The 13,281-nt window shown below is 40.1% G+C and carries 3 protein-coding genes; all 3 read right to left on the bottom strand.

The window, feature by feature from the left end; translation table 11 throughout:
- Positions 1-6,461, bottom strand: a 6,461-nt coding sequence (locus VB654_RS07935) for an amino acid adenylation domain-containing protein (RefSeq protein WP_416235670.1), incomplete at its 3' end; no start/stop codon positions are given.
- A 44-nt stretch (positions 6,462-6,505) separates the two neighbouring features.
- The gene (locus tag VB654_RS07930; RefSeq protein ID WP_323213139.1) at positions 6,506-11,278 is read right to left on the bottom strand and encodes a non-ribosomal peptide synthetase; all 4,773 of its coding nucleotides are present in this window, start codon (positions 11,276-11,278) and stop codon (positions 6,506-6,508) included.
- Between the two features lie 241 nt (positions 11,279-11,519).
- The gene (locus VB654_RS07925) at positions 11,520-13,238 is read right to left on the bottom strand and encodes an ABC transporter ATP-binding protein/permease (RefSeq protein ID WP_323213138.1); all 1,719 of its coding nucleotides are present in this window, start codon (positions 13,236-13,238) and stop codon (positions 11,520-11,522) included.
- Between the last annotated feature and the right edge of the window lie 43 nt (positions 13,239-13,281).

Below are 13,281 nucleotides of genomic sequence, written 5' to 3'. Positions count from 1 at the left end.
TCACAAAAAACCAGAGGAACATCCCCTAATTCAACAATTTCTCCTATGTCTTCCTTTACGTCTCTGCGTCTCTGCGTGAATAAATCCCCACTTACAAATTGACACCGCAACATATCATGATGCAGCAATAAATATTTGATGGTATCAACCAGAACTTGCTGTTGTAACTTCTCAGAATACTCTAAAAAAACCGCCTGATTAAAATGATGCTGATTCACCAACTCTTGCTCAAAAAACCAATATTGAATCGGAGTTAACCGCACAGCACCAGTAACCATACCTTGCGGCGGTAGAGAAGATTTATTAGGAGTAACAACTGCTGCAAGTTCAGCAATAGTTTGATGTTGAAAAATTTGCTTAGGAGTTAATTGTAAACCTACCTGATTAGCACGACTGATTAACTGAATTGCCAAAATTGAATCACCACCAAGGGCAAAGAAATTATCATAAATACCCACTTGGGACAAATTCAAAACTGATGACCAAACTTCTGCTAATTTCGCTTCTATATCAGTACGTGGTACATTTCCATCTGGAGAAATTGTAACTTCCGGTGCTGGTAAATGTTGTCTATCTACTTTACCATTTGCTGTTAGAGGTAAATTTTCTAAACATACAAAAAAGTTAGGAATCAAATAATCAGGGAGACGCTGCTGTAGAAATTCTCTCAGATTATCTGGTGTACTATCTAAAGGTATAATGTAGGCTATGAGTTGTTTTTCACGGGCAATAACTACACATTCTTTTACTGCTGGATGCTGATTTAATACTGCTTCAATTTCACCCAACTCAATGCGAAACCCCCGGATTTTAACTTGGTTATCTAATCTGCCTAAGTATTCAATTGTACCATCTATTAAGTACCGGGCGCGATCGCCTGTCTTATATAAGTGACTAGACAAAGGATGCTGAATAAACCTTTCATTTGTTAAAGTTGGTTGACTTAAGTAACCACGCGCCAGTCCGTCACCAGCAATATATAACTCGCCGGGAACGCCTACGGGTAAAGGGTTGAGGTGCTTATCGAGAATATAAACTTGTGTATTATTGATAGGGCGACCGATGGGAACAGTGTTACCCTCACAGATATCAGTAACTGTATAACAACAGGTAAAGGTAGTATTTTCTGTAGGGCCGTAACCGTTAACTACTCGACATTCAGGATGATTTTGCCGCAATTTGTTAATATGAACCGCAGATAAAACATCACCACCAGCTATTAATTGTTTAACCGATTTTAAACTCTCAAGATGTTCGTCTACCATCAGGTGAAATAAGCCGGCGGTTAACCAAAGTGTAGTAATTTGGTAATCTGTAATAGTCTGTCCGATTTCTGCTAATGTGGGTTGTTGACTAGATAAAATCACTAAGCAACCACCATTTAATAATGCTCCCCAAATTTCAAATGTAGAAGCATCAAAGGCTATTGGTGCAGCTTGAAGTAAGGTTTCATCAGCACTTAAATTTACATAATTGCAATCTTTAACGAGTCGCACTACACCACGATGGGGTATACATACACCCTTGGGAACTCCCGTAGAACCGGAGGTATACATGACGTAGGCGAGATTTTCGGGTGTGGTTTCGAGGACTGGGTTGGTTGTGGGATATGGCGTTAGATTTGTTGTATCAAAACAGAAGATGGGTATATCGGGTAATTGGGGGATGTGCTGCTGTTGGGTGAGTAGTACCTGTATTTGAGCATCTTCAATTAGAAACTCTAGACGTTCTTGGGGATAAGTTGGGTCTAAGGGAACATAGAAACCACCAGCTTTGAGGATTGCTAAAATACCGATGATAAAATCTAGGGAACGGTGAACGCAAATTCCTACAGCTATTTCTGGCTGAACTCCTAAAGATTTGAGATGATATGCAAGTTGATTGGCTTTGGTGTTGAGTTCTGAGTAAGTAATTGTTTGATGGTGACAAATAACTGCAATTTCATCACCAAATTTTGCGACTTGCTGCTCAAATAATTCTTGTATGCAATTAGATATAGGATTTATTGGGGAAGTTCCAAAACTAATCATTTGCTGAAGTTCTCCCCCATTCATCAAAGATAAATCAGAGATTTTTTGACTAGTTTCAGAAATCATTTCCAACAAAATATTCTGGAAATGTTCTGTGAATCGCTGAATCGTTGTTTCTGTGAACAAATCACAGTTATATTCCCATTTACCTTGTAATCCTGCGTTTGTTTCCGCAATCATTAAGGTGAGGTCAAATTTTGCTGTACCGCCATCAATTTCTAGTGGACTCCAATGCAAACCAGGAATTTCTATTGATTGAGTAGGTGCATTTTCCACTACCAGCATAACTTGAAATAACGGTGAGTGACTGAGCGATCGCCCCAAATCCAACTTTTCCACTACCTGCTCAAATGGTACATCTTGATGGCTATATGCAGATAACACCATTTCCCGTACCCGTGGTAATAATTCCGCCACTGTGAGATTATCTTCTAGATAAATTAACAGCGCGAAGGTATTAGCAAAAAAGCCAATTAATCCCTCACTCCCAGAATAATGACGATTCGCTACAGGACTACCAATGACAATTTTTTCTTGTTGACTATAGCGATGCAACAAGATACTTAACGCCGAAAACATTACCATAAATAATGTAGTGTGCGTTTCCTGACCGAGTTGTTTAATTTTTTCTGTTAATTCCCCAGATATGATAAAACTGTGATGCTGACCTCGAAATGTTGGAATCGCCGGACGCGGATAATCTGTAGGTAGTTCTAATAGTTCTGGTGCTGATTCTAATTGTTGTCGCCAATATTCCAGTTGATAGTTAAATTTATCACTTTGTAGTCTCTGCCAAGCAGCAAAATCAGCATATTGAATTTTTAATGGTTGTAGAGGTGAGAGTTTTCCTTGAGAAAATGCTTGATATATATTTGCTATTTCTCCAGCGAATATATTAATTGACCAACCATCAGTAATAATGTGGTGCATGGTTAGTAATAAAATATATTCTTGAGTATTTATGTATAATAATTTGACTCTTAAAAGTGGACTTTCTGCTAAATTAAATGTTTGCTGATTTTCTTCTTTTGCAAGTTGCTGGATGAGTTGCTGCTGTGGAGATGGGGGAAGAAAACTTAAATCTATAACTGGGATATTTATATCTATTTCCGGTGCGATTACTGCTACACCTTGACCATCTACATTCAAAAAACTGGTACGCAACACCTCATGACGCTGGATAATTTCTTTAAAACTTTGTGTCAGCACATCAATATTCACATCACCATTCAGCCGCAAAGCTGCCGCTACGTTGTAGGATGGGTTTTTAGGTTCAATTTGCGCCAGCATCCACAAACGTTGTTGAGCAAAGGAAAGCAATATTTTATCTGTACTTTCCCTCACAGAAATTGAGTTAGACAGGGATAATTGAGAAGAATCAATTAACGTTGCTAATTCAGAAATTGTCGGTGTTTCAAATATTTGTCGTAAAGAGATATCCACCCCAAATACCTGTTGAATTTGGGAAACCAGATGAATAACTAATAGAGAATGACCACCAAGAGTAAAGAAATTATCTGTAATTCCCACTGAATTTAAATTCAATACACTTTGCCAAATATTCAGCAGTAATTCTTCTGTGGGTGTGCGTGGTGCAATTATCTCTAATGATGTTTTGAATTGTGGCTTTGGTAATGCGCGACGGTCAATTTTACCGTTAGGAGTTAGTGGTAGTGTATCTAAGGTGATAAATTGAGAAGGAATCATGTAATCTGGGATAGACTTTGCCAAAAATTGGCGCAGATCCGTTATTTCTGGATTTTCTGAGACAATATAAGCTACTAACCGTTTATCTTCAGATGTATTTTCTGTCACCACTACAACAGATGCTTGTACCTCTGGATATTGGCTGAGTACGACTTCTATCTCACCTAATTCAATCCGAAATCCCCGAATTTTTACTTGGTTGTCTATTCTTCCTAAGTATTCAATTGTACCATCTGGGAGGTAACGGGTGCGATCGCCTGTTTTATATAAGGTATTCTCACGCAGAGGCGCAGAGGCGCAGAGAGGAGTTTTGAGGAGAAATTTTTCTGTTGTCAATTCAGGACGGTTTAAGTAACCTCTGGCGACTCCCGCACCAGCAATGTATAGTTCTCCAGGTACACCGATGGGAACAGGCTGTAAATGCTGGTCAAGGATGTAAAATTGGGTGTTGGCGATGGGATGACCAATGTTAACAGGTTGATTATGGGTAAGTTTTTGTGCTGCTGACCAAATAGTGGTTTCCGTCGGTCCATAGAGATTCCAGACTTCTTGACTAGATGATAACAACTGCTGTGCTAAAGACTGATCCAAAGCTTCCCCACCGCAGAGAATTTTTAAATCTGCTTTACCTTTCCAACCATGCGCGATAAGTAAACGCCAAGTAGCCGGGGTAGCTTGCATCACAGTGATTTGCTGCTGTTCGAGGATGGCTGCTATCTGCAAGGGGTCAACCAAAGCTGTTTGTGGTGTTAAAATAACCCGCGCTCCGACAATTAAAGGCAAAAATAACTCTAAAGCTGCAATATCAAAAGCAATAGTCGTAATTGCTAACCAATGGTCTGTACAAGATATTCCTAACTGCTGTTGTAAAGCCGTGATAGTATTTGTGAGCGATCGCTGTTCAACCATCACCCCCTTCGGTTTACCCGTAGAACCAGAAGTATAAATCACATAAGCCAAACTTGCTGCCGTGACATCGATGATAGGATTCTCAATAGATTGTATAGCGATGGCCTCCCCATCAGCATCCCAACAAACAACCCTCCCTTCCTCCTTTGCGTCTCTGCGCCTCTGCGTAAGCATTACCCCCACCTGAGCATCCGCCAAAATCCACCTCAAACGCTCATCAGGGTAAGTTGGATCTAAAGGTAAATAAACACCACCAGCCTTGAGAACTCCTAACAGAGAAATGATCATTTCTGGGGAACGTTCTAAACAAATTCCTACAATAGTTTCCGGTTTTACCCCCAACTGCTGCAAATAATGCGCCAGTTGATTAGCTTTATGATTAAGTTCTCTATAAGTCCAACATTCCTCACCAAAAACCAACGCAATTTCATCAGGTGTTCTTTCCACCTGCGCCTCAAATAGCTGATGAATGCACAAATTTGGATACGCTTGTGTGGTTTGATTCCACTCTTTTAATATTAATTGCCTTTCCTGGGGAGTTAATATTGATATTTGTGCAAGCCTTTGCTCAGGCTCATTCACCATTGATACAAGCAAAATTTCCAAATGTCCTAAAAGCCGTGAAATCGTTGCTGTATCAAAACAAGAAACATCATAACTAAATTTAAATAACAACTCCTGCCCAGGAATTACTGTTAATGTCAGAGGATAATTTGTTTTTTCAAATCCTTGAGTATCTTCAATTTGGAGAGTCTGATCAAAAGTTTTGATTATTGATTCTATAGAAACTGGATAATTCTCAAATACCAGCAAACTCTCAAACAAAGGTGTACCGCGAGGAACGGAACTCCAACCTTGAATATCTACCAAAGAACTATAACTATATTGTTCTCTTTCTACCTGTTCCCCTTGTAATTGTTGCAGCCAAGGTATGATTTGCCTCTCTCCATCTACATCAACCCGCACGGGTAAAGTATTAATAAATAGTCCAACTATCTTTGCTACTTGCGGTAATTCTGGAGGACGACCGGAAACAGTAGTACCAAATATAACATCATTCTCATCGCTATAACGGCTTAATAATAACGCCCAAGCTCCTTGTACTAAGGTATTGAGGGTGAGACGATGCTGACGGACAAAGTTTTGTAATGTTTCAGTTTGTTGACTGTTGACTTTTAACTTTTGACTGAGAATTGAGGATTGGTTATTTTCTCTATTCCCCAAAACTGTGGGGGCTGTAAAATCTTGAAGATGCTTGCGCCAATAATTTTCCGCTTGTTCTGGGTTTTGTTGCTGTAGCCAAAGAATATAATTACTGTAAGGTGTAGGAGGTGGTAATATTAAATCCTGCTCTTGACAAAATGCTTTATATAGTGTAAATACTTCTGTTAATAAAATACCGTTACACCAACCATCCATGAGTAAATGATGATGACTCCAGATAAACTGGTATTTATTGGCTTCTAAGCGAATTACAGCACAGCGCATCAAAGGAGGTTGCTGTAAATCAAAACCACAATTACAGTCACTCTCTAAAAACTCAGTTAATTTAGCTTCTTTTTCAGTAACTTTTAAACCACACCAGTCTAACTCTTGCCAAGGTAATTCTACACAGTCGTAAACTACTTGCAGTGGTTTTTCTAACTCTAAATAGTGAAAAGCAGTCCGCAGCACCGAATGACGCTTAACTACACCTTGCCAAGCTTGACGGAAAGCTGCTAAATTTAAATCGCCGCGAATCAGACAACTACGCTGCTCAAAATATACCCCAGAATTAGGCGCATACAGGGTATGAAATAACATTCCCGCTTGCATGGGAGAAAGTTCGTAGATGTCAATGATGCTGCTTTCCACTTTCACTACCTTTTTTTGGGCTGAAGCTTGTTTAAAAATTTGTCGAGTTGTTGCTGATTCAAACGCGCACCCGCAAAATCAGACGGTGTGTAACCACCATTCTCTGCTAATTGACAATGTTGAATTAGTGCTTGTAGTGTTTTAATAAATTCCTGGGCTAAATATTCAATGGTGGCTTTGTCATGTAAATTATGACTGTATCGCCACTGGATTTGTAACTGAGATTGAGTTATCCAAGCATTAATGTTTAATATATAGGGGCGTGAATTTAAAGGGTGAGAAGATAAGCCTGTTGATTCTTTCCCTAATCCCAAAATCCAACCTTGAGAGGAAAATAAATCTATTTGTCCCAAGTAATTAAAACTAATAGCAGATTGGGGTAGTGCTTGTAAAGTCTGGGACAGATTTTTATTTGTGCTTAAATATCTCAAAACTCCATAACCAATGCCTTTTTGGGGAATTCGTCGCAGGTGTTCCTTAACATATTTTAAATTTACCCCCAAATCATTGGTAGTTTTTAACTCTAAAAATACTGGGAAAATTGTTGTAAACCAACCCACTGTCCGAGTAATGTTTGTGTTAGTAAATAAATCTTCTCTTCCATGTGCTTCTAAATCAATCAGCAAGGAACTTTGTTTTGTCCATTGTCTCAAGGTCAGTGCTAAAGCTGTTAACAATACATCATTTATTTCTGTCTGGTAGGCTTTGGGTACTGCTTCTAGTAAGGCGCGAGTTTGACTACTATCTAGTGTAACCTGAATTTCGGCTTCAGATGCAACAGTGTTATATTCTTTTTCTGTAACCAGTTGGGGAAGTTGATATGGGAGTGATTCTTGGGGAAGAATTTCTAACCAAGTTGTTAATTCTGCCTCTATTACTTCAGATTTTGCATAATTTACCAAATTTTGCGACCAGGCTGGGAAAGATGTAGTTTTTGCTGGTAATTGTACGGCAGTTTGATTTACTTTTAGCTGTTGATAGGCTGTGACTAAATCTTCTAGTAATATCCGCCATGAAACTCCATCAATTACCAAATGGTGCGTGATAAATAAGAGGCGATTATGTTCACCATTTCCTAATTGAAATAAGGCTACCCGAAATAATTTTCCGGTGGCTAAATCTAAACTAGCTTGGAGTTGGGAGGCGATGAACTCAATTTGCTGGCTTTGTTGGTTGGGTGCTAATTCTGCTAAATTAATGACGGTGAGATAGTTATTGGCTGTGTTTTGAGTAATTATATTTTGCTGCCATGTACCCTCTAAGGAAAGATGTACGAAGCAGGAACGCAAGATATCATGATGTAATACTAATTCCTCAATTGCTTGTCTCAAATAATTTGCTTCTAAGTCGGCTGCTACCTCTAAGAGAACAGCTTGGTTAAAATGATCCCAATTGTGCAAATTTTGCTCAAATAGCCAATGCTGAATGGGTGTTAAAGCCACTATCCCTGTGACTAATCCTTGTTCGGCTGCGGTTTCGGGGGCGATTTCTACCAGTGGGGCTAGTTCGGCGATGGTTTGATGTTGGAATAATTGTTTGGGAGTTAATTTAATTCCTGCTTGATTGGCCTTTGCTACCATTTGAATACTGAGTATGGAATCTACCCCATGTTCAAAGAAATTATCTTGAATACCAATGGTAGAACCGAGAACTTCTGACCATATTTTTACCAGGATGATTTCTGTGGCTGTACGTGCTGCGATTTGCTTTGATTGTGCCTTGGCTGGGGGGGCTGGAAGTTGTAATTTATCAATTTTACCGTTAGTTGTTAATGGTAATTGCTCTAGCCACACAAAGGCTGAAGGCAACATATAAGCTGGTAATTTAGGAGCTAGATATTGCCGAAAATCTGTTAATTCTGAGTTGATTTGATTCCCGACCAGGTAAGCAACCAACTGGGGCTGATTTGGGTGGTCTGTTCGCAGGATGACTACTGCTTCCTGCACGGAGGGATGAGTTTTCAGACTGGCGGCAATTTCCCCCAACTCTATCCGAAATCCCCGAATTTTCACTTGGTTGTCTAGTCTTCCAAGGTATTCAATTGTACCATCAGGGCGGTAGCGGGTGCGATCGCCTGTTTTATATAAAGGTGTAGGGTGATATTTTGCCCCATTCCCTATGTTAATAAACCTTTTTGCCGTTAAATCCGGGCGATTTAAATAACCCCTCGCCACTCCTGCACCACCAATGAAGAGTTCACCGGGAACGCCTACAGGTACGGGTTGCAAATATTGGTCTAAAATATAAAGTTGAGTATTGGCAATAGGACGACCAATAGGAACATTAGCATTAGTTAATGGTATATCTGTGGCATCATAAACACAGCAACCCACAACAGTTTCCGTGGGGCCATATTCATTAATTAGCCTTGTTTGGGGAAAATAACGCCGCCAAAATTCTAAATGCTGTTCGGTGAGTGCTTCGCCACCAATAATCAATGCTTGGGGATATCCAGTTTGCACTTTTTGGGGTAGAAGCTGAGACAGTATGCTCAAATGGGCTGGGGTGAGCTTAACTAGACTAAAATTAGTTGCAGAACTCAGGGCGTTACTCAGTGCTGCGATTTCCTCTGTTTCTGGTAACAAGATCACAGCTTTACCAACGAGCAGGGGAGGATATAAACTGGTAATTGTGGCATCAAAACTAATGGCAGATTGCACGGGTACACCCATTCCGGCTGTTACCGGATATGTTGCAATTGCCCAGTGGAGGTAGTTTGCTAATCCTCGATGGGTAAGCATGACTCCCTTTGGTGTACCAGTAGAACCTGAAGTATAAATTATATAAGCTAGGCTTTCACCTGTAACAATGAGATTGAGGTTGTTTTCTGGATTTTGAGCGATCGCTTGCCAATCTTCATCTAAACACAGTACAGTGCCTTCATAGTTTGGTAATGTTGCCACCGATGCAGCCATTGTCAATAAAATTTCAGGTTTGGCATCCTGAAGCATATAGGCTAAACGTTCTGGTGGTAATTTGCTATCTAGGGGTACATAAGCACCTCCAGCTTTGATAACTGCTAGTAAGGCGATGATTAATTCTGGTGAACGTTCTAAATAAATCCCCACTAAAGACTCACAGCCAATACCCAAATTTTGTAAGTGATGCGCCAGTTGATTGGCTTTGCTGTTAAGTTCTTGATAAGTTAGGTTTTGCTCTCGATAACAAACAGCAATATTTTCAGGTGTACGTTCAACTTGAGACTCAAATAGTTGATGTAACCACTTTTGGGGATAATTTACCTGAGTTTGATTCCATTCCACCAGGATTTGATGTTCTTCTTGGGGGGTGAGAATGGGGATTTCGGAAATTTTGCGGCTGGAGTTTTCCACCACTGCGGTTAGTATGATCCGCAAGTGCTGAATCATCCGGGTGATAGTTTGCTGTTCAAATAAATCTGTGCAATATTCCATCACCACTAGCAAACCTTCCGAACGTTCTACCAAATGACAAGTTAAGTCAAATTTGGTTGCGCCAGTTTCTACCCAAGTTTGCTGAATTTTTAAATCTGGTAGTTGTAAATCTAAATGGGTATCATTTTGTAATTGGTACGCTGCATTTTGTACCTGAAACATCACTTGCACAAGGGGATTATGGCTTAAATCCCGTTCTATTTGCAATGCTTCTACCACTTTGGCAAAGGGAATTTCTTGATGCTGATAAGCGTCGGCGGCGGTTGTGCGTATCCGTTCGAGGAGGGTTTGAAAGGTAGGATTTCCAGATATATCTGTTCTTAATACTAAAGTATTGACAAAAAAGCCAATTAACCCTTCTATCTCTTGGCGATCGCGATTAGCACTGGGTACTCCTAAAACAATCTCATCTTGTTGAGAATAACGATGTAATAAAATTTTAAACGCTGTTAGCAACAACATAAACAAAGTTACGCCTTGCTGCTTACTCAAATTTTTGAGTGATTCTAACAGGTTTTTTGGCAATAAATAAGACTCAGTTTTTCCTTGAAACTTTTGCAGGGGGCTGCGTGGGTAATCGGTTGGTAGTTCTAGAGTTGGTAATGCAGCTAATTTTTGTCGCCAATACGCCAATTGTGCTGTCATTTCCTCTTTTTGTAGCCATTCCCTCTGCCATAGGGCGAAATCTGCATACTGAATCGGTAATTCTGGTAAAGATGGTTTTTCACCCTTGATAAACGCACGGTAACAAATCGCCAACTCCCGCAATAAAATTCCCCGTGACCAGCCATCGGCAATGATATGATGTAACGTCAGCAGTAAAGTAGTTTGATGTGGTGTGAGGCGAATTAATTTTACCCGCATCAGAGGCGCTTGAGTTAAATCGAAGGGTTGACTAGCTTCTAGTTTGGCTAAATTTTCAGCTGCTTGTGTTTGCTGTTGTGGTGGTAAATTTTGTAAGTCGATAACTGGTAATTGTAAGTCAACCGTGGGGAAAACTTCTTGATAGGGTTTACCTTCCTGGGATGGAAAAGCAGTTCTTAAGCTTTCGTGTCTGTGGATAATTGTTTGTAAACTGGTAAATAAAGCCGGAATGTTGAGGTTGCCAGTTAATTGCCAACTAATAGCAATATTATATGCACAATTGTGAGGGTCAATTTGATCGAGAAACCACAATCTTTCCTGTGCTAAAGAAAGGGGTAATTCGGTATTTTCTTGACGACGGGGAATAGTTTGTTGCGGGGAAAATTTGCCGGAATTTGTTTGTTGGCGGAGAAGTTGCTCAAATAACGCTCGTTTTTCTGGCGGTAGTGCGGCTATGCGGTTTTTTAGTTCCTGGTTGATTCTTGCTTCGGAAGATGTCATCTCGATATGCTGAATGGGAGGATTTTTTGCACGCACCAGGCGCAGAGGCGCGGATAGTTAGAATTTAATTATTGCAAGTTTTTGTTATTAAGTCTAGTGGGGGATGTGAATGTTTGATTTTTAGGACTTACGCAATAACTCTGTGAAACCCTCTTTACTGAGTGTCTTTTGTGGTATGCGCTACACGCACGTTTTTCATAATTTTGCGTAATGATTTTTTAACGCAAAGGGGCGCAGAGGTTCACGCGGAGGAACGCGAAGTTTTGATTGGTTTGAGGCAATTATTACTGTTTTTGAGTTCTAATATCCAGGGATGGAAAGAGCGCAATGAGGTTCGATGTCCAACGCTGATATAGGTGATTTCAGTTTGCTGTAGTTGTTGATATAGTAAGGTTTGGTTGGTTTCGTCTAAGGCGCTGGTGGCTTCGTCTAAAATTGCGTACTGGGGAGATTGCAAAAGTAAGCGGGCAAAGGCTAATCTTTGTTGTTCTCCTATTGATAATACTGTTCCCCAGTCGGTAGTTATATCTAAACCGCCAAAGCGTTGTACTAAGTCTGTTAAGTTGACTTGCTGTAAAGTTTCTAAGAGCTGATTTTCTGGTATGCTGTGATTAAATTGGGGATATAGTAGCTGTTCTCTCAAGCTGCCGAGAATCATATAGGGACGTTGCGGTAAAAATAGTAAGTCGGAACGCTTTGGGTGAGTTATGGTTCCTGTGCCAGCTTGCCACAGTCCGGCTAAGGCACGCAATAGTGAGGTTTTGCCTACACCACTTTTACCGGTTATTAATAGGGATTGTCCAGGGGAAATGGTAAAGGATAAGTCTTGTACTAAAATCTTTTGATAATCGGGGGTTTGTAGGGTGACGTTCTCAAAACTGATTTCGGAACTTTCCACTGTGTTAAGTCGTGGTTGACTCAGGTGAGTGGGGTTTTGTAATTCTTTGAGGCTGTTTTGCAGTTGGTCTAACCTAGTTACTGCTGCGGCTAAGTTACTTAGTTGCTCAAATTGGCTGACGACTAAACCTAATGCAATTAAGATACTCCGAAAAGCTACTCCAGCTTGTGTTGATACGCCTAGTTCTAATTCGCCAGTGAGAATCTGAGGAGCTAAAATAAATGTTGGTAACAAAAATGTGATGTATTGATAACTGTTTTGAAATAAGTCTAAGCCCAATTGCCAACGAATTAGGTGGGTAAAGTTACTAAATACACGCAAGAAACGCTGCCACAGTTCTTGATATTCTACTGCTTCTCCTTGATAAAATGCGATCGCCTCTGCATGATCTCGGACACGAATTAAACCATAACGAAAATCCGCTTCTCGTTTGAGTTGTTCAAAGTTAATTCCTACTAAAGTTCGCCCAAAGACTGCTGTGGTGATTACTGTGCCTACAATGGCGTAAATGATTAAAAAGACCATTAATGGAGAAGAGATGCGCCATAGGACTCCAGAGAAGCCAATTAGCAGTAAAATCGAGTCCCATAGAACAACGGCAAAATAGAGTGATTGTTTTGTAAAATTTTCGATATCTTCACCAATGCGCTGGTCGGGGTTATCAATGTCCGCCGTTATGGTCAGGTCGTAAAAATTTCGTTGATGTAGGTATTGATGCAGAAAATATTCTGTTAACCATTGTCGCCAAGATAAGCTTAATCGGGATTGCACGTATACTTTTAGGGAAAGTATGGGGACTCCAATTAATAATATTCCCAGGAATGTGAGAACTGCTTGCAAAAATCGGTTGTTATCTACTGCTGCTAAGGATGATTCTAATTCTCCCAAAAAAATACTCACGCCTACCATGATAGCGGTGCTAATGAATGAGAGAAATATCAGTAATATTAGGGAGGCGATCGCTTGCCACTTTTGTGATGATAGCCAATAAAGTTTTACAATTCGCCCAAATTGCCGTAGTAAGCCATAATCAAATTGCTCAGGCATTGCTGAAGTTTTCATAATCTATTCTTGGCCATAATTGCCATTTTTGCGGTTCTACCAG

Source organism: Nodularia sp. UHCC 0506 (genome assembly GCF_034931045.1).
Lineage (GTDB): Bacteria > Cyanobacteriota > Cyanobacteriia > Cyanobacteriales > Nostocaceae > Nodularia.
Note: the sequence above shows the minus strand (reverse complement) of the source record. Positions and strands in the feature narration are given on the sequence as shown.